This window comes from Streptomyces sp. NPDC001822, assembly GCF_042892135.1.
Taxonomy (GTDB): Bacteria; Actinomycetota; Actinomycetes; order Streptomycetales; family Streptomycetaceae; genus Streptomyces.
Window position 1 is genome coordinate 214,195 of sequence record NZ_JBIATW010000005.1, and the last position, 18,311, is coordinate 232,505.

General features: G+C 68.8%; 13 protein-coding genes and 2 pseudogenes. 11 read left to right on the forward strand and 4 right to left on the reverse strand.

The window, feature by feature from the left end:
- The first annotated feature begins 69 nt into the window (after positions 1 to 69).
- The 9 genes and pseudogenes from ACFYY2_RS14250 to ACFYY2_RS14290 all read left to right on the forward strand — a co-directional run.
- Positions 70 to 435: a hypothetical protein gene (locus ACFYY2_RS14250; protein ID WP_388741796.1), complete on the forward strand. Its 366-nt coding sequence runs from the start codon at positions 70 to 72 to the stop codon at positions 433 to 435.
- A 269-nt stretch (positions 436 to 704) separates the two neighbouring features.
- Positions 705 to 1,139, forward strand: coding sequence for a hypothetical protein (locus ACFYY2_RS14255; protein WP_388741799.1), 435 nt, complete (start codon positions 705 to 707; stop codon positions 1,137 to 1,139).
- Complete coding sequence (locus ACFYY2_RS14260) at positions 1,130 to 1,678, forward strand: hypothetical protein (RefSeq protein WP_388741802.1); 549 nt, start codon at positions 1,130 to 1,132, stop codon at positions 1,676 to 1,678. Before ACFYY2_RS14255 ends, ACFYY2_RS14260 begins: the two co-directional genes overlap by 10 nt.
- A 157-nt stretch (positions 1,679 to 1,835) precedes the next feature.
- Entirely contained in the window at positions 1,836 to 6,308 is a 4,473-nt protein-coding gene (locus tag ACFYY2_RS14265; RefSeq protein ID WP_388742417.1) for a hypothetical protein, read from the forward strand.
- 84 nt (positions 6,309 to 6,392) lie between these two features.
- On the forward strand, positions 6,393 to 7,214 hold the full coding sequence (locus ACFYY2_RS14270) for a hypothetical protein (protein ID WP_388741804.1): 822 nt from the start codon (positions 6,393 to 6,395) through the stop codon (positions 7,212 to 7,214).
- Positions 7,215 to 7,392: 178 nt separating this feature from the next.
- Positions 7,393 to 7,597 (forward strand): annotated as a pseudogene (locus ACFYY2_RS14275) (Tat pathway signal protein); the annotation flags it as partial.
- Positions 7,586 to 7,909, forward strand: coding sequence for a hypothetical protein (locus ACFYY2_RS14280; protein ID WP_388742444.1), 324 nt, complete (start codon positions 7,586 to 7,588; stop codon positions 7,907 to 7,909). The pseudogene ACFYY2_RS14275 and the gene ACFYY2_RS14280, both read left to right, overlap by 12 nt.
- Before the next feature lie 515 nt (positions 7,910 to 8,424).
- On the forward strand, positions 8,425 to 9,489 hold the full coding sequence (locus ACFYY2_RS14285; protein ID WP_388741807.1) for a biotin/lipoate A/B protein ligase family protein: 1,065 nt from the start codon (positions 8,425 to 8,427) through the stop codon (positions 9,487 to 9,489).
- Positions 9,490 to 9,575: 86 nt separating this feature from the next.
- Positions 9,576 to 10,106: pseudogene (locus tag ACFYY2_RS14290) on the forward strand (biotin/lipoate A/B protein ligase family protein); the annotation flags it as partial.
- 18 nt (positions 10,107 to 10,124) lie between these two features.
- Here the strand turns inward: ACFYY2_RS14290 and ACFYY2_RS14295 are convergent.
- Positions 10,125 to 11,495, reverse strand: a complete 1,371-nt coding sequence (locus ACFYY2_RS14295) for a diaminopimelate decarboxylase (RefSeq protein ID WP_388741810.1) — start codon at positions 11,493 to 11,495, stop codon at positions 10,125 to 10,127.
- Positions 11,496 to 11,647: 152 nt separating this feature from the next.
- Complete coding sequence (locus ACFYY2_RS14300) at positions 11,648 to 13,285, reverse strand: PucR family transcriptional regulator (protein WP_388741812.1); 1,638 nt, start codon at positions 13,283 to 13,285, stop codon at positions 11,648 to 11,650.
- Positions 13,286 to 13,530: 245 nt separating this feature from the next.
- Here ACFYY2_RS14300 and ACFYY2_RS14305 point away from each other — a divergent pair, with 245 nt between their 5' ends.
- The gene (locus tag ACFYY2_RS14305; RefSeq protein ID WP_388741815.1) at positions 13,531 to 14,076 is read left to right on the forward strand and encodes a tellurite resistance TerB family protein; all 546 of its coding nucleotides are present in this window, start codon (positions 13,531 to 13,533) and stop codon (positions 14,074 to 14,076) included.
- Positions 14,077 to 14,168: 92 nt separating this feature from the next.
- Positions 14,169 to 15,353 (forward strand): spore photoproduct lyase family protein, encoded by a 1,185-nt coding sequence (locus ACFYY2_RS14310; protein WP_388741818.1) that lies wholly within the window; start codon positions 14,169 to 14,171, stop codon positions 15,351 to 15,353.
- A 288-nt stretch (positions 15,354 to 15,641) separates the two neighbouring features.
- On the opposite strand, the gene ACFYY2_RS14315 is transcribed toward ACFYY2_RS14310, so the two are convergent.
- Positions 15,642 to 17,474 carry an FG-GAP-like repeat-containing protein gene (locus ACFYY2_RS14315; RefSeq protein ID WP_388741821.1) on the reverse strand — a complete coding sequence of 611 codons (1,833 nt, stop codon included), beginning with the start codon at positions 17,472 to 17,474 and terminating at the stop codon, positions 15,642 to 15,644.
- Positions 17,475 to 17,538: 64 nt separating this feature from the next.
- Entirely contained in the window at positions 17,539 to 18,261 is a 723-nt protein-coding gene (locus tag ACFYY2_RS14320) for a hypothetical protein (protein WP_388741823.1), read from the reverse strand.
- Between the last annotated feature and the right edge of the window lie 50 nt (positions 18,262 to 18,311).

Below are 18,311 nucleotides of genomic sequence, written 5' to 3' on the forward strand. Positions count from 1 at the left end.
CGGGAGGCTCTTCGCAATGTGGATGTAGCTACCGTGCGACGACCGGGTGAGGACGACCGGAGGACGCACGTGATCGACATCAGCGGCATCGGCGCCATCCCCGGCTTGGACGTCGGCATGGGCGAACACCACGCCACCGCCGTCACGCCGGCCGGGAAGAAGTCGCTCGACCAGCGGTTACCCAACAGTGAGCGTTTTCAGAGTGGCCACCGGTCGGGTGACGGTGCGGGTGTTGCTGGACTGAGGCTCGGGAAGCCCAGTCCCATGGCGGGCGGGCACTGTCGCCCCAGAGGCCTTGGCAGCGGGGGCGGAGCTCTTATCGTATCGCATGCAAGCGGGGCAAACTCTGCAATACCGATGAATTATATGCGGATTCACTGGATCGATCGACAAGTGAACTATACCGACGAATTTCAGTCAACGCGCGATTCATGACCGTAGGTAAAGTTTGCCATTGATGCCCAATTAAATATCCAATGCCCCGCTACCTGGGGCGCGTGGATAAAAGCCCCTCGCAAAACCCGCGCCCAGTGCGATACTCTCCGCGCATAAGGGTTACGTGGTCATCACACCTAGGGGGAAACGTGAAGATTTCTGTAGGGATCGCCAGCATTTGTGCTGTCATTCTTGCCGCGACCGTGGTGGCGCCGGCGGCATCCGCAGCCGACGGGAATGCCCCGACGGGAGGCGCGTCGATCGCGACCGTGAATATCCAGGGGGTCACTGTCGACAAGCAGGCCAGCGACACGACCAAGAGCATTATTGCGGCCGACGCGAAGGTCGCTGTAGCCGCCGCGAATGTGTGTGGGGCCGGATATACGACATCCGTGAGCGCGGCCCGGTACGGGACGTACGGCACCACGTACACGTGGACGAATGGAAAGACCACGGGGAGCAGTTACTACGACAGGCCGATCTGCGCCGTGTTCTTCAACGACACCGGGGCAGCCCACTCGATGCGCCTCAAGCTGTCGACCAACTACACGAGCATTCCGGACGTCGAGGACTCGGGGACGTTCAGCACCTACGCCGGTCCGCTTTACCAGAACCGCGGGTACTGCGGGCAGACGTACTCGTACATGAAGGTCGGCACGAACGTCGTCGTCGACAACTACATGACCGTCGGCGCATGCAACTGATGCGATTTCGCCGGCCCGTGCTGCGCTCCATCACCTGGAGCGCGGCACTTCTGGGCACCGTGCTGGTCACGGGATGCTCAAGCTCCTCTCCGTCCGATACCCCGCCGCAGGCCCCCGCCGCGACTCCCTCGGTCTCCCCTCCTGCCGCGTCGAGCGGTGCATCAAGCGCTCCGGAGACGGATGCGGGCGCGGACTCGTCTACGGACGCAGAGGCCAGTGCGGAACCGTCGCCGGTCGTCAGCCATACGGGGAAGACCAAGGTCGTCACGCTCGGGGATGTGGAGGTCCGGGCCACTCGCAGCCCGATCGGCTTCGCTGTGGCCTGTAATTACCTCAACAGCAGAACCCAGACCCTAAATATCAAGGTCACCGTCAGTATTGGCGACGGAAAGGAATGGGTGCGGAGCCCCAAGTTCGACTTTCCGCACTTGGCAGGTGGCCAGACGGGCAGAGGTTCCACCACCGTCATGGGGGATTTCCCCGCAGGCGAATACCCGGACGATCCGAAGATCTACATCGACTCGGTCATCGAGTACTGAGATCTCACTCTGTTTCCCGCGCTCCACATTCCATACCTCATACCCCGCACGCCGTGCGGGGTATGTCGCCGTGCTCTATCGAACTCGGCTCGCCCGATATAGGGAATACTAAATGCGCATAAGAACGAAAAGGCTGGCCTCTGTGCTGGCGTTTTCGATGGTGATATCGATATTTTCGGCCTCTGCTCAGGCTGAGGGTCCGCAGGTCACCGAGGACGCTGTGCAAGCTGGCGCGACTCTTCCGGATGTCGCCCATAGACCCCGTGAGGTCGCCGCGAAGGACCGTGCCTCGGTGCTGGGTGCGGGATCTTCCTCGTCCAAGGATGTGGCGATCTCCACGTCCGGTGACGGCATGGGCTTCCATGTACTGGCCGGAAAGGAGCGGGATGGGTACAAGTTCAGCACGGTAGCCACTCTGCGTGAGGACGGCTTCGACGCGGATACCTGGATCGGTAATACGTGTGTGACGAGGTCGGGGAAGTACGCGGCTGTCGCGTATGCGCCTCGGACGTTCACGAACAACCCGGAGCTGATGGTGCGCGGTGCGTTCACCGCGGTCGTCGAGCTGGGCAGTGGCAAGGTCACCAAGCTGCCGTTCACGGCGTCGCTGGCGTATTTCTCGCCCGGCTGCGGTTCCGGGGACGACGTGGTGTTCACCCAGCTGAGCCATGACGGGGACAAGGCGCAGCGGACTCGTCTGGTCGTGGTAGACGCGGTGACGGGCAAGGTGTCCGAGCCGGTGGCGCTGCCCGGGCAGGTGACGTCGGCCGTTCCGACGCGGCACGGGATCGTGGCCGGTCATGGGAACAAGCTGGTCCGCATCAATGGCCGGAAGGAGACTGTTCTCGCCGCGACGAAGCATGTGCCTTTCCAGATTGCCGCCGACAGCGGTGACGGTGTGACGTTCATCGACCGGGACGCCGACACCAAGGACGCCAAGACGCGGTCCTGGGCGAAGCGTCTGGACGCCGCGCAGGTCAAGGGGAGTGGGAAGTCCACCTCGAGGACCGTGGCCGAAGGGCGGCTGGCCGACTGGGACTTGTCGGTCACCCCGGGCGGCACGGTCTTCGTCACGGGCCGGGCTACGAGCAAGGGCGCCCTGCCCGGTTCGGTGAAGAACCCGGGGCATCTGGCCAAGGGCGCCCGTATGTCGAGTCTCGGCCACGCGGGTGTGTCCACGTCCTGGGCCGATGGTAGGACGAGCCTGATAGCCCCTGAAGAGGCTGGGCAAGTACGCGATGCGCGTATCTCCCTGGATGTGGTCGCCACCGGCAGGCACGCCGAGTTGGACTCCACGCCGCGACTGTCCGCCGAGCAGGCCGAAACGGGCAGCAGGCCCTCCCCGGCGCTGATCGCTCCCGCGGGCAAGAAGGCCGCCCCGAAGCCGTCGAGCACGGACGCCCGGGACACAGGTGCGGCCAGCGACACTGCAGCCGCCCGGGGCGCCGACGAGGGCCTGTCCACGCAGACCGTGCGTACGCAGGTGCTCGCCGCGTCGCCGACTGGGCCCAGTGAGGGAACCGATGAGCGGTACTGCGCGGTGGCCCGGAACGATGTGAAGAAGCAGGCGTTCCAGCCGACACCGCGTCAGGTCGAGTGGGCCGTGGACCAGGCTGTCGTCGGCGAGTTGCATGTCAACCGGCCTGTGAACTGGAAGAACACGGGGATGGACTCCTACACCCCCCAAGGGTTGTTCCCGCCGATCACTCTCGCCGGCGACCCCAACGGCGCCCTCGACAACGAGGACCCGGACGTCACCGACCGCTGGCACATACCCTCGCAGGTGATGCTCGGCGTCACCGCGCAGGAATCCAACATGTGGCAGGCGACCCGCTTCGCCGTTCCCGGTGTGACGGCCAACAGCCTCATCGGCAACTACTACGGCACCCAGTACACCGCCGACGGTGACCAGGCCGACCCCTGGCGCATCAACTTCTCCGAGGCCGACTGCGGCTACGGCATCACCCAGGCCACCGACGGCATGCGGCTCGCGGGCAAGACCAAGGACGGCGAGACGGCGCTGCCGCCCTCCACACAGGAGGCCGTCGCTCTGGACTACGCCGCGAACATCGCCTACGGGGTGACGATCCTGTCCCGCAAGTGGAACGATCTCCACGGCCAGGAGATGAAGGTCAACAACGGTCACCCGCAATGGATCGAGAACTGGTTCTTCGCCCTGTGGGCGTACAACTCGGGCTTCTACCCGGCCGCCGACTCCTCCGGCCACAAGGGCCTCGGTTGGACCAACAACCCGGCCAACCCGCTGTGGAAGGCCAACCGGGTCCCCTTCCTCCAGCACGCCGTCGATCCGCACCTGGACGACTACTCCCACGCGGCGCACCCGCAGGACTGGCCCTACGAAGAGAAGGTCCTGGGCTGGGCCGCACGTCCGATCTCCGCCATGTTCGGACCCGGAGACTTCCGGGCCGGCTACCTGGCCGCCTGGTGGAACAGCGACGCACAGCGCTCCAGGGTGAAGCCGCCGCTGGATACTTTCTGCGACGCCTCGAACTCCTGCGACCCGTCGAAGATCACGGACAACGACTCCAACGAACCCGGCATGGGCGCCTGCGCACTGGACTCCGGTGACAGCGACACCAATCCACACTGGCTGCACTGCTGGTGGAGCAAGTCCGCCGAGTGGAAGAACTGCGACACCCAGGCTGAATGCGGCCACCAGGTCCACCGGTTCAACACCAGCTATCCGGAACAGCCGGACGCGGCCTCGTACCCGCCGCAGTGCAGCACCGGCCTGCCGTCGAACGCCCTAGTGGTGGACGATGTCAGCAACGGTACGACTCCAGCGGGGTCGGCCTCACGCGGCTGCGGGGCGGCCAAGTCGGACGGCACGTTCAGCCTCACGTATCAGCCGTCCGACATCATCGACGCCGACACCGGGCAGACCATCACCACATACCCCGGAAAGATCGACACCCACCAGATCGGCGCCGGCTACGGCAACCACTTCTGGTTCACCCACACCCGCAGCGCCGAGTCCTACCCGTCGCCGGGTGACCGAATGAAGGTGACCGGTACCTGGAAGCTGGGCAAGGAAATCACCGACTACAGCGGGCAGGCCAAGGTCTATGCCTTCATCCCCGACCACGGGGCGCAGACCTCCAAGGCCGAGTACCGCATCAAGCACTCCGCCGGTGAGACGGTGAAGGCGATCGACCAGAGCTCCAACCAGTCCAACAAATGGGTCGATCTCGGCGCGTACTTCTTCAACGGCATGACCCCCGAGGTCAGCCTGCACAACTTCAACGGCGGTGACGGCTCCGCAGACATCGCCTTCGACGCCATCGCGTTCGTACCCGGCGACTACTCCGGCATTCCCTCGGACCTGACCTTCGGCGACCCGGACATCACCGCTCCGGACCCGGCACCGGTGGAGCCGCCCCAGAGCATTTCGGGCGACTACTTCAGTGTGCTCCCCACCGTCTCCGGTCTCTCCGGCGCCGCGCGCTCCGCGACCGGCCAGGAGGGGATGCGGCTGTCGTCCGCGCCAGCGAAGGACCTCAAGTTCGCCAAGGTGTCCGTCGGTTCGGTGTCCACCACGTCGAGTCTGAGCTGCTCCATTAGTACAAGGTCCTTGGACTACAACCGGACCGAGGCGTGTCTCGGGGACGACCTGCAGTTCACGGGAACCACGAGCGGCACGCCGAAGGCGAGCTTCGACCTCCGGCACGAGTTCCAGCTCGACCCGGACAGTGACACCTTCACCCAGACCGTGTCGGTAAAGCTGACGTCGATCTCCATACCCTCGCTGACCCTGGACATCGACTTCGGCTGCCGCGGCTACTGTGAAAAGCAGACTCCGGTGTGGAGCGGTTCAAAGACCTTCGTCGCGGGCGACCTCCACACGGCCACGGTCACTCAGAAGATCAAATGGAACAACACCACCGCTTCCGACGGCCGCATCAGCCCGTACCTGACCGTCAAGGGAACCGCGGGCAGTGATACCAGCAACACAATGACGGCTGAGAAGTCGGAGCTGGACGTGCGGTGCGACCGAGACGTGAAGGCCACGCCAGGCTGCGTCTTCAGCTCGTACAAGCCGACGTACGTCATGAACGAGAAGAAGTTCCCGGCGGCGGCCGCGCACGCCTGGCTGATTCAGAACAAGCTGCCCGGACACTACGGGCTGCGGGGCAACAACCCGCTGACCTTCCTGACCGAGGACGTCCTCGTGCCCGATCCTCCCACGAGCACGAAGAGCCTCGTCAGCCACAACCGCGACGTGATCTGCCCGCAGGCATGGGAGCGCAGCAAGCTGGCGACAATGTCGCCCGAACTCGGTACCGGTGACGTGCCCAGCTGCGACGAGTTCCCCTTCGCGGCTAGCTGGCAGAGCGCCGCGATAAAGAAGGACTGGGGTGGGAAGAACCTGAAGGAGGTGTCCTCGGGCGAGGAATGCCTGAACACGATCGCCATCCGCGGCACGGACGGCCGGTGGAGCCTCAAGCCCGACCCGCGGTCCCACGTGCCGACGTGGACCGAGCCGTGTGGACGTTCCAGCATGTCGAACAACCAGAACACCCAGTCCATGAGCTACATGCCGGGCTGGCGCAAGCAGAACCGCGTCCTCGAAGGGGACGACTACTGGCTCGAGGCCAAGCGTCCTTCGTGACCGCTTGACCGGAACGGACAGCAGGGGCCCGGCCGCCATGGCCGGGCCCCTGCGGCGTGCAGACACCAGGCTAGGGTTCCCTCCATGAACGATGGAATCGCTTGGCTGGACGACGAACTGGGCCGGAATGGCTACGCCCTCACCATGGTGAAGGGCATCACCCCCGAGGCCCTCGCCGTGTATCTGGGCGCGCGGCCGGGCACGCTCATCGATCCGGACACCACACCGGGAGCCCTGGAGTTCTTTCACGGACCGGGATCGTCGAAGCTGCCGGACTGGGCGATCGTGGGCCAGGCGGCCGGCGGCTGGGCGTTCGCCCTGGAGACGCCAGAGGCCGGGCACCGGGACGACCGCCTGGCCCCCGGAAGAGACCTCAGGGCGCGCCACACGGTCGTGGACATCCTCGACACCACCATGGACCCGCCGAACGTAACGGTGACCGTGTGCGGCGAGACAGAGTGGACGCTACGGGAGAACGGCACCGGCCACGTTGAGCACCCGGTGAGCCGGCGTCTGGTCGCGGAGGCCGGGTTCCTCAGCTACTCCCACGGCATCTTCCACGACGACGCTTCCGAGGACACCGGGATACCGCACGTCTACCGGATCCTGGGCGACCACTATGGCCTTTCCCTGCCCCGGACCGCCGTGACGGAGAACCGCCTGCCTCACGTGTTCACGGAGCCCAGGACGCTCCTCCACGCAGAGGCGCATTGCCCGGCCTGCGGCGAAACCCGGATGCTGCCCTACGGCAGCGGTACGAAGGAGCCCCGGCTAGTCTGCGTCTACTACAAGGTCCGCGACGTCCCAGGCTACCCGCCGCAGGGGTGCCCGGGCGAGGTTGCGAACGCGGTGCGCGGGGAACCCAACCCGAAGTACGAGAACCTGCGCCTTCCCGGCACCTTGTGAGGAGTGCGGCGCCCGCACTGAGGTGGGCGCCGCCGGGTTGCTGGGGGCGCGGCCTACAAGCATGAGCGTGGTGGCGCCGACGCCGTGCGCTAAAGGGCGACACCACGCTGGTCAACCTGTTGCGCCACGCCGTGCAGGCAGCGTCCGAACGACGACGACTGGTTCACCTCGCGAGCCCTGGGTGGCATTCGACGCGAATGAACACCGCACCGCGCACCGATACCTCACCATCGCGGCCCGAATCGCGGCGGAGGCCGGGGACGGGCCACTCAGCGGCCACGTCCTGCGCGCTCTCGCCCACCAAGCAGTGGACCTCAGGCACCCCCGCAGGGCGCTCGCACTGGCCGACGCCTACATGTCCCGCGACCGTTATGGTGAGGATCTTCGACGGACAGATCCAGCTCTCACGGCGGACACGCAAGAACGCCTTCCGAACAGCGGCCTTCGGCGTCGACCCGGATGGCGGCAGTCCGCGCGGGCCTCTGCCAGACGCCTTCCGTGCTACGACTGAGGCCGTCGAGCTTGGTGAGCGCATCGAGGACTATACGACCGCAGTTACGGCGCAGAGGCTTGCAGCACAGCGCCGTTGCTACTGCGCTCTGACCCACAAAACCGCCGCCCGGGTGCTGGCGACGCTAAGCTGGCTCGAGACTGCGGTCGACGTCGAACTGATCCGGTTCCAGCGGCACGCATAGCTGATGTCCCCCTCCGCGCGCAGTCCGCCGGCAGCCCAGCGGCACACCGGAACGGCTGTGCTGGGTCGCCGGGGCGACCGAGGCGCCGCATCACATGCCAGCAGCTGCAACCGCGTGGTGGAGCGACAGCCTGATGTCCCATCGACCTGTACCAACTCAGAGGCCTCAGCCGCCCCTCCGCTCAGGGATTTGTCAGGGACTTTCAGTGCTGTCCGAGGGGCTTTTCGCAGCCTAACGTGGCAAGTCCCTGAAAGATCGAAAAGGTCCTCCGACGCAGGTCAGAGGCCCTTTCCGAGGCAAAGCCCCAGGTGGGGGCAGACGAGTCGGGCTGTACGCCGGGTTCTCCTCTACCCGCAGGCGTGTACCCAGCATGACGGTCATGCTTCCGATGCCGCCCCAGCAGCTGCATAACCGTCTGTCGCGAGCGAGCATTAGGGTGCAATACGAAGTATGTGCGCGTCTCTCCGGATGTCGGAGCAAAGACTGAGCACCGCGTGCTGGAAGGGAACGAAGTCGTGCATGGTGAGTACAAGGTGCCCGGCGGCAAGCTAGTCGTCGTAGATCTGGATGTCGAAGAGGGTCTCCTCCGCAACGTGAGGGTCGCCGGAGACTTCTTCCTGGAGCCCGACGAGGCGATCCTCTCGATCAACAGGGCCTTGGAGAGCGCACCTTCCTCGACGGACGCCGAAGGCCTGGCGGCCCGGATCACGGCGGCGCTGCCGGAGTCGACCGTGATGCTCGGGCTGACCGCAGAGGGCGTTGGCATCGCTGTCCGGCGAGCACTGGCTCATGCGACCGAGTGGAGCGACTACGACTGGCAGTTGGTGCACATGGAGCCGCAGGCCCCGGCCCTGCACATGGCACTGGACGAGGTCCTCACCGCGGAGGTGGCCGCCGGGCGACGAGCCCCCACTCTGCGGGTCTGGGAATGGGCCTCACCTGCTGTGGTCATCGGCAGCTTCCAGTCGCTACGCAACGAGGTGGACCCCGATGGTGCGGCAAAGCACGGTATGAGCGTGGTTCGCCGCGTTTCTGGTGGTGGTGCCATGTTTGTAGAGCCCAGGAGTACGATCACGTACTCGCTGTCCGTGCCGGAGTCGCTGGTCTCGGGCCTCTCCTTCGCCGACAGCTACGCCTATCTGGACGACTGGGTCCTGGGTGCACTCGGCGACATGGGCATCAAGGCCTGGTACCAGCCCCTCAACGACATCGCCACCGACGCCGGCAAGGTCGCCGGCGCCGCCCAGAAGCGGATGGTCGGTCCTGACGGTGGTCCTGGAGCCGTCCTGCACCACGTGACCATGTCGTACGACATCGACGCCGACAAGATGCTCGAGGTCCTGCGCATCGGCAAGGAGAAGATGTCCGACAAGGGCACCAAGAGCGCCAAGAAGCGCGTCGACCCTCTCCGCCGCCAGACGGGCCTCGCCCGGGAGCAGGTGATCGAGAACATGATCTCCTCCTTCCGTAACCGCTACGGGTTGACCACCGGCAATGTCACAGCGGCAGAGATGGCTCGGGCGGAGGAGCTGGTGGGGACGAAGTTCGCCACTGAGGAGTGGACCGCGCGGGTGCCGTAAGCACCCCGCCGGGTGTTGGTGGTAACCGGCGGGAGCAGGCGCTTGCCCATGATCACGCAGGCTTGTAGTGTCTTCGCCGCCCGACCTTCGTCGAGGCCGGCAACACCATCACGTACTCCCTCTCGGTCCCGGCCTCCCTGGTCTCGGGACTGTCGTTCGCCGACTCGTACGCCTATCTGGACGAGTGGGTGCTCGAGGCGCTCGGGGACATGGGCATCAAGGCCTGGTACCAGCCGCTGAACGACATCGCGACAGAGGTCGGGAAGATCGCCGGGGCCGCGCAGAAGCGCATGGTCGGACCGGACGGCGGCCCCGGCGCGATCCTGCATCACGTCACCATGTCCTACGACATCGACACCGGGAAGATGCTGGAGGTCCTGCGCATCGGCAAGGAGAAGATGTCCGACAAGGGCACAGCGTCCGCGAAGAAGCGGGTCGACCCGCTGCGCCGGCAGACCGGTCTGCCCCGGGAGACGGTGATCGACCGCATGGTGGACTCCTTCCGCGACCGCTACGGACTCGCCTCCGGCCGGGTGACCGAGGCGGAGCTGGCGCGCGCCGAGGAACTGGCCGCCACGAAGTTCAGCAGCCCGGAGTGGACGGCGCGCGTGCCGTAGATCCGTGACGGCCGGGGCTCAGGACCCGTCCGGAGCGTCGGGGCCGTCCAGGGCGTCGGCGTGGGCGAGCCCGCTCTCCGCGGCGATCTCGTCCAGCGTCTGCGGCGCCCGCACGGTGACCAGCCGCACCTCGCCGCCCCGTCCGGCCGTGAAGCCGTACACGGCCGGACGGGGAAGGCTGTTGTACGCCCAGGGGGTCGAGAAGTAGTAGGCGCCGGTGTCGTGCAGGACGACATGGTCGCCCTCCACCAGCTCGGGCAGTTCGCGGCCGTGGGCGACGACGTCACCGGCGAAGCAGCACGGCCCGGCGATGTCCTGGGGCAGGGGCGGTCCGGTCCGCGGATCGCCGTGGGCGTCGAAGGCGCCCACCCGCAGGGGCCAGGCCTCGGGCATGAGCACGGTGCGCGTGGCGGTCTGCGCTCCCGCGTGGGTGACGGCGATGCGCCGGCCGCCCGCTTCCTTCGTGTACTCCACGCGCGCGGCGATGAACCCGTTCTTGGCGAGCAGCGACCGGCCGAACTCCGTGACGAGTGCGTAGCGGCCGTCGAAGAGGCCGGGCGCGGCCTCGCCGAGGGCACGGGCGTGGTCGGCGAAGGTCGGCCTCGTCGCGTCGTCGTCGAAGTTGACGGGAAGCCCGCCACCGATGTCGAGGCTGGTGATCTGCCGTGCGCCGAGCGTGGCGTTGATCTCCTCGGCCAGCCGGTACGTCTCCGCGACGCCCTCGGCGATGAGTTCGAGCGGGCACCCCTGGGAACCGACGTGCGCGTGCAGCCGGGTCAGCCAGGGGCGCTCGGCGAACGCCGCCACGACCCGGTCGCGGGCACCCGGGTCGCGCAGCGCCACACCGAACTTCGATGTCGCGGTCGCGGTGCTCATCGCCCCGATGGATCCGCCGCCGACCTGGGGGTTGACCCGCAGACCGATGACGGAGGCGCTGTGGGCGGGACGCAGCGCGTCGACGCGGCGCAGCTCGTCGAGGTTGTCGGCGTTGAGCGCCACGCCCAGGGTGAGCGCCTCGCTGATCTCCTGCCGGGTCTTGGCGGGCGAGTCGAGCACGATCCGGGACGGAGGGACACCGGCTTCGAGCGCGAGGCGCAGTTCTCCCGGGCCGGCCGCTTCGCATCCCATGCCGAGCCGGGCGAGCAGCCGGAGCACGGGGATCAGGGAGGCCGCTTTGACGGCGAAGGTGTGGAGCACGTCGGGGGCGTGGGCGTACGCCTCCTGGAGGCTCGCGACCGAGGCGCGGATGCCGTCCGTGTCGAGGAACCCGGCGACGGGCTGCCCCTCCCCCACCAGCCCGGTGGCGAGGGCCCGGCGCAGCACCGCGGGAACGCGGTGCGCGGGCGGGAGGACGGCGGGTCCGGTCGGGAACGTGTGCGCAGAGGTCACGGCAGGGCTTTCCGGTGAGGCCGTGCCACACGCCGGGGAGCGCGCGGCGGAACGGATCAAGACTGTCCGCCGTGCCTCCGCCCGTCTTCGTCGGCGCGCACAAAGCGGCGCCGGGGGTTTGGCGGGACGGACACAGAGGGTGGCGGAACGCTTCACGGCATCCCGCTGAGGCGCACGGCGAGCGTGAGGACGAGCCGCGTGTCGGGGTCGTCGAGGTCGACGCCGAAGCGTTCGCGGACGCGCCGCAGCCGGTATCTGAGCGTGTTCGGGTGGAGCGTCAGGCGCCGGGCGGCCGAGGCGATGTCCCCCGGCGTCTCCAGGTAGGCACCGAGGGAGCGCACCAGTTCGCCACCCGCCGCGAGATCCTCGCGGATCAGCTCGTGCACGGGCCCGCTGCCCGACTCCCACACGGGTCGCACCGCGTCGAGCATGCGCAGCGCCTCGACCGTCGCTCCGGCCTGGTCGGGCCCGGCGCTGCGCACGGGGCGTGCGTCGCGGCGCCGGCCCTCGCGGTCCTGGAGCGCGCGCACGACCAGCAGGGCCTCCTCGTACGACCGCGTCGCGTCGAGACCCGACCCGACCGCCGGTCCGGCGCCGATCCACACGGGCGCCGCGCCGGGCGTCCGGGCGGCGAGTGCGTCGAGTTCCCGGGCCAGGGCGAGGGCGTCGCCCGGCCGCCCGTCGTCGTGCCCGGGAAGCAGCACGGCGATCGCGTCCTCCTCGCGCAGGACACGGGCGGCGGGCCGGAGGGCGGTGGCCTGGACCGCCAGCGCCTCCAGGGTGCGGTCCCCGGGTCCGGGCTCGTCCGGGGGCGTGCGTACGCCGACGACGACGGCGCAGGGAACGTCGGGCGTCAGGCCGAGCGACCACAGGTGGGCCCGCCGGTCACCGGTTCCGTGGAGCAGGCCGCGCAGGGCGTGCGCCTCTCTGCGCGCGGTGCCGCTCTCGCGCATCCGGTGGCGCAGGAGATGGGGCACCGCGAGGGCGGCGGCACGCCGGAGCACGTGGGCCGCGTCGGGCGAGAGCCGTTGCCCGTCGGCGGCGGCCCACAGCGAGCCCAGCAGTTCGCCGCCGCTGCGGACGGCGACGACGAGGCGTTCGGGGGTGTCGCCGTCGGCGGCCCGGTGGATGACGTCCTCCGATGTCCGGAGCGTGTGCACCAGCCCGCTGCGGCGCAGTTCAGCGACCCTCCAGTCCGGTACGCGGCCACCCAGGATCGTGGACCGGCGCAGCCCGTCGGCCTCGGGCCCCGTGGCGGAGTGCGCGAGCACCCGGAACTGCGGGTCCTCCACGGTGATCGAGCCGCGGCACTGCCGTGCGGTGGCCGAGGCGAGCGCCGTCAGGCCCCCGGTGGTGGCGTCCGCCATGAGGTCGTCGCGCCCGGCCGCGGCGAAGGCGGTCGCCGACCGGATCAGGGCGAGGGCGTCGCCCCAGTCCGCCCACGGAGCGCGGACGAGCAGGGCGACGGCGCACTCCTCGGCCGCGGCCAGGGCCTCCGCCGGCACGGACGCGCCCTCCCGCTCCCGGAGCACGACCGCCGACGCACCGCGCCACGCCGCTTCCCGCACGGCCGTGACGGCGGCCGGCGGATCCTGCGGCGCTCCCGCCGCCAGCACGATCCGCCCGGCGTGCGCCCGGGCCGGCCCCTCGTCGCCGATGATCACGCCGAGGACCGTCACGTCCTGTCCCGCGGGAGCGAGCAGCAGGCGCAGGACGCCCTCCTCGTCGTGTTCGAGGATCTGCCTGAGGGTGACGTGGTCCGGTCCGCTCCCGTTGGTGCCTGACGTCATGCGCCGAGGATACGAGCGGGAGGGAGCGCTGCGACGCGCGCCTGCGAGCGGCGGGGCCGTGACCGGCGGGGCGTCTGGGCGGTGGGGCCGTGGCCGAAGGGGACGCGCGCGCCTCCCGGCGGGAACGGTCCGGTGCGGCACGATCCGGTGCACTTTGCGGAACCTTTACCCGACGCGGGTCGTTGGGCCGGGTACACGCGAGGCTTCGCGACCGGCAGTTCAGACGATGACCGAGGTGACGTCAGATGGCAGTGTGGGATCGGCTCAAGGACCAGGCCAGGACTCTGCAGCAGGGTCAGCAGGGACGCGCCCAGGCAGGCGGACGCGGAGGGTCCCGGTCCGGCGGCGGCGCGCGCGCCCAGCTGGTCGGCACCCTGAAGAATCAGCTCACCTCGCTCAAGACCGAGCTCAAGAGCGGTGCCTACCGGGACGCGAGCATGGCGATGTGCGCCCTCGTCGCGGCGGCGGACGGACACGTGGACCCGGCGGAGCGCCAGCACGTGGAGTCGTTGATCCTCGGCAACGACGTCCTGCAGAACTTCCCGCCGGAGCAGCTGCGCCAGCGGTTCAACAAGCATGTGGACCAGCTGAGCCGGGACTTCCACCAGGGCAAGGCGGAGGCGATGCAGGAGATCGCCAAGGCGGCCAAGAAGCCGACCGAGGCCCGGGCCGTCGTCCAGACGGGCATCATCGTCGCCGGGGCGGACGGCGACTTCTCACAGGCCGAGCACATGGTGCTCCAGGAGGCGTGCGCGGCGCTGGGGCTCTCGCCGGCCGAGTTCCAGCTCTGAGCCCCGGCCCCCGCGCCCGCGTCCAGGGCGCGGCGCGGCCCCTCGTCACTCCTCGTACGGTGGGTCCTGACGCCACCGAGCCTGGAGCAGCCATGCACACCCCCCACTCGTCCGGCGGCCCGGACATGCGGCAGGACGGGCTGTTCGGCCTCGACGACCTCCGCGCCGGACCGGAAGCGCCCGTGCCGTCGGGGCCTCTCTTCCGTGACTCGGACGAGGCCCACAGGATGCTCGCGGTCAGGGAGATCCACGCGGAGGCGGCCGCGGCCGCCTCCGTGCGGGGCCGGGAGATCATCGCGCGGTATCCGGACGCCGAGGTCGTTCCGGTGGACTCGCACTGGCGCATCCCGGAACTGCACGGCAACAAGGGGAACGCGGACCGCTGGGTGCGCATCAAGAGCACGGTCCTCGTCCTCGGTGAGAAGAAGTCGCTGACCGTGCGGGTCAACGGCCGGTCGGCGGACTGGATCGCCCCGGGCGCGGCGAACGGGTGCGCCATGGCCTGTGCTTACTGTTACGTCCCCCGCCGCAAGGGCTACGCCAACCCGGTCACCGTCTTCACGAACATCGACGCGCTGATCGGCCGGCTGCGGCGCCACGTGATCGCGCAGGGTCCCAAGAAGGAGCCGAACCAGTGCGACCCCGTCGCGTGGGTCTATGACATCGGCGAGAACAACGACTGCTCGGTCGACGCGCTGATCAGCGACAACACCGCCGACCTGGTACACGCCTTCACGCGCTGGCCCACGGCGAAGGCGTCCTTCGCGACCAAGTTCGTGAATCCCGACCTCCTGGGGCTCGACCCGCGTGGGCGCACGCGCCTGCGCTTCTCGTTGATGCCGCACGACGACTCACGTCTGCTGGACATCCGGACCAGTCCGGTCGCCCAGCGCATCGAGGCCGCGGCGGACTTCGTCGAGGCGGGCTACGAAGTGCACTTCAACCTCTCCCCCGTCGTCATCAGGCCCGGGTGGGAGCAGGCGTGGGCGGAACTGCTCCAGCAGATGGACAACGTCCTGCCCCAATCGGTCAAGGAGCAGGCCGCGGCGGAGGTCATCATGCTGACCCACAACCGGGACCTCCACGAGGTCAACATGGCCTGGCACCCGCGTGCCGAGGACGCGATCTGGCGCCCGGAGATCCAGCAGGCCAAGCGCTCGGAGAACGGCAGTCTGAACGTCCGGTACCGCGGCACCGTCAAGGCGGAGGCGGTCGAGACGGTCCGGCGGCTGGTGCACACCCACACCCCCTGGATGCCGGTCCGCTACGCGTTCTGATCCGCCCGGTGCGGGTGCGCTGCGACCGGCACGGTCCGAGCGAGGGCTCGGGTGCGGTCCCGGCGGTGGCTCCGTCCGCGGGGCCGTAGCCGCGGTGGCTGGGCCCGCGCGGCTGTATCCGCCCCGGCTTCCTTCCGGGGCAGGTACAGCCGTCGTCCGTTCACCGGTGTCCGCGCGGTCGAGGTCGGCCGGCCCTCGGGCGGGGCCGACGGCGTCGGTATGCCGAACCACCAGGTGCCGAACCACCAGCCGCCGAGACATGGCTCGGACGTGGTCGTGAGCCCTGGTTCAGCGGGTCCTGAAGAGGCGGTTGAGGTTTCGGGCCACGTGCACGCCCGGACCGCCGAATCCGATGATGTCGATGCGTCCGTCGCCGGTGACGTCTGCGAGGAAGCGGTGGTGGCGGTCGACTCGCCAGCCACCCGCGTCGTCGTTGTACCCGAACCCGCGGCACACCAGTCGGGCCTGTTCGAACCGGCCGTCTCCCTTGTTGTGCGATACCCAGACGCCTTCGTTCCCGAAGCCGATGATGTCGGGGTTGCCGTCGCCGGTGACGTCGGCGAGGAGCCGCAGGTGCTTTTCGCACGTCCAGTCCTGGGCTTGCCCGAAGTCGTTCAGGATGAGACGGGTGGGTTCGAACGTGCCGTCGCCGCGCCCTCGGGACACGACGACGCCCTGCCGGCCGAATCCGACGATGTCCGGTGTTTCGCCACCGGTGACGCTGACCAGGAACCGGGGGTGTTGCCCGGACGAGGTCCATCCCTGGCCGACCCCGAAGTCGTCGAGGACGTACAGGGGTTCGGCGAACGTTCCGTCCTGGTCCTGGAGTGATACCCAGACGCCGTCGTCGTGGCAGCCGACGATGTCGAGTCTGCCGTCGCCCGTGGTGTCCGCGAGGAAGCGGGGGTGCTTGTCGACGAGCCAGCCGCCCGCCTCCTCGGTGTGACCGAACGCCCGGAGAGCGGGTTCGTCCGGGAGCGGCGCGAACTTCCCTTCGCCGTCCTGGAGTGATACCCGGACGCCGTCGTCGTGGCAGCCGACGATGTCGAGTCTGCCGTCGCCCGTGGTGTCCGCGAGGAAGCGGGGGTGCTTGTCGGCCAGCCAGCCGCCGGCCTGCCTGCCGTGTCCGAACGCCTTGAGGATGAGCTCGCCGGCCGCGGTGAAAGTACCGCCTGCCGCCGGGGAGGAGACCCGGACGCCGTCGACGGCGAGCACCACGACCTTGGGATTGCCGTCGCCCGCCGCGTCCACGAGGGTCCACAGATCCGCGGGGCTCGGGGAGGGCGCGGGTTGGTGCAGGACGCGCTCCTCGTCGTCGAACGTCCCGTCTCCCCTGCTCGCGGAGGTCAGAGCGCCCTTTCCGTGTCTGATCCCGACGATGTCCTGCCGTCCGGTGCCGGTGGGGTCGGCGAGGAATCGCGCACCCGGTCCCGCCCACCAGCCCGGTTCCCCGCCGGGAGACCGGTTGAGCCCCTGGCTCCCCCATCCGCCGGCGTCCGTGTCGCTCCCGAAGCGTTCCAGGACCAGCAGTACGTTGCTGAAGGAGGGCGTGGCGTCGGGTGCCGGCCGAAGGGCAGTCGGCCTGTGGGCCAGCCGCCAGGACCGGCGGCTGTTCCAGTGACTGAGCGCCGCCCAGTCCAGCGCGAGGTCGCTGGCGCGCTCCGGCTCGGCCGGGACGAGCCGCCACCGCTGGCTTTCCGCGCCGTCGTCGTAGTCGGCGAGGACGATCCGGGTGTCGTCCTTCCCGGGGTCGTCGAGGTCGAGGACGGAGCCGTCGGCCGCACCCTCGATGAAGTAGAGACCCGCTTCCCCCTCGACGGGGACAAGGCGCCACTGCTGGCTCTTCTTGTTGGCGACGGCGTCCCATTGACGGAGGCCGCGGTCCTTGGCTCCGGGGTCGTCGAGCACCTTGCCGCTGACCGCGTTGCGGATCACATGCGACGGGTCGTCCTGTGCGGCCTGCACGGGGACGAACTGCCACTGTTCCGGGCCCGGTCCGCCCTCGGGACGGTCACGGACGACGAGCGCCCCGTCCGCGCCCGGCGCGGCCCTGGCGCCGAGGGCCTGCCCCGTGGCGGCGTTGACGATCTCCAGCTTCAGTTCTTGCGTGGGTACGGGCATCGTGGTGCCTCTTCCGGGCAGTCGGTGCGGTGGCTCGGAACGGGTGGGGCGACGGGGCTGCGGATCACGTGAAGACGTGGTGGTAGGGGACGTCCCACTCATTGGGCAGCCGGGGGTAGAACGTGTTGATGACCGTCCCGGTGAAGTCCCCGCCCCAGTTGTAGGTGAGGCGAGCCTCGCTGTCGCCCGCCACCGTGCTGTCCTTGAAGCCGACGATCGTGTCCGGGTGGGTGATCGGCACGAAGGTGATGCCTCCCCACGGCGTCACCGTGACGACCCACAGCTGGGTGTCCTCCACCGCGCCGTTCTTCCCGCGCCACTTGTCGCCCACTTTGCCGGGCAGGCCGACCTGGAGGATGTCGGCCGTGCTCTTGGGGGCGTCCTGGTGGGCGGTGATGCGCCTGCGCTGCGGCTTCGGCGTCCCGTCGTCGCCGCGGCCCGTGTCGGCCCCGGCTGTGCCGGCGGCGGGCTGGGGCGCCACCTGGCCCGCGGCGCTCTCGATGAAGTACAGCGGGCGCTGACCGAAGAAGCCGCCGGGGGTGATGTGCCAGAGGTGGCCTTGTGCGTCCTTGGTGGCCGGATCGAGCGCGGTGGCCAGCTTGACGCCCTTGTCGTGGCTCTCCGCCTTCAGCTCGGCGGGCCGCAGGTAGCCCCCGTTGAAGGCGTGGACGAGCATGACCGGCCGGTTCTCGACCAGTGCGGCCACGATCGCGTTGTCGTAGCTGTTCACCGCCACCGGGCCGCCGACCACCAAATTCGCCATTGCCGTGCGTTCTTGGGTGTACATCGCGGAAACCTCACCTGTTCTTGATGTGGAGAACAACACCTCGGACGCTC